1 protein-coding gene is annotated in these 777 nt (G+C 73.5%); it reads left to right on the top strand.

Annotated features, from left to right (window positions below):
- A partial coding sequence (locus PKE99_RS38065; protein WP_271215102.1) for a xanthine dehydrogenase family protein molybdopterin-binding subunit occupies window positions 1-777 on the top strand: 777 nt, incomplete at both ends.

The raw sequence follows: 777 nt of genomic DNA, 5'->3' as shown, positions 1-777 counted from the left end.
GGAACACGGAGCCGCTGACCGTCCTGCGCCCGGTGCCGGGCGCACCGAAGCTGCCGTACTACGCGCTCGCCCAGGACGTCGCCACGCACGAGGGGCAGCCGGTCGTCAGCGTCGTCGCGAGCAGCCGGCACGTCGCCGAGGACGCGCTCGAGCTCCTGGACATCGCCTACGAGCCCCTGCCGCACGTCGTCGACGTCCTGTCCGCCCTCGAGCCCGACGCGCCGGTGCTGCACCCGTCGGTGCTGGACTCCAACCTGCTGGCCGCGAACTCCGACGGCAGCGGCGACCCGGAGGCCCGGTTCGCCGAGGCGGACGTCGTCGTCGAGGGCCGGTCCCGGATCAACCGGGTGACCGCGCTCCCCATGGAGACCCGGGGCGTCGTCGCCCAGTGGCGGCCCGGCGCCCGCGAGCTCACCGTCCACTGCTCGTCGCAGGTCCCGCACCTGATCCGCAAGCAGCTCGCCGAGACACTGCGGCTCGACGAGAGCGAGATCCGGGCCAGGGCGTCGGACGTCGGTGGCGGGTTCGGGCAGAAGCTGGGGGTGTTCCCCGAGCACGTCCTCGCCTGCCTGCACGCCATCGCGCTGCGTCGGCCGGTGAAGTGGGCCGAGGACCGCGCCGAGCACTTCCGCGGGAGCACGCACGCGCGCGAGTCCGTGCACGACTACCGCATCGCCGCGGACTCGACCGGCCGCATCCTCGCGATGACCAACGTGTACGCCACCGACATCGGCGGCTGGAACTCGCCCTTCGGCTCCGCCCAGCTGTCCAGCGTCG

The sequence above is a fragment of the Pseudonocardia halophobica genome, assembly GCF_027922425.1.
GTDB lineage: Bacteria > Actinomycetota > Actinomycetes > Mycobacteriales > Pseudonocardiaceae > Pseudonocardia > Pseudonocardia halophobica.
The sequence above is the reverse complement of the archived record's forward strand: the minus strand, read 5'-3'. Positions and strand labels throughout refer to the sequence as shown.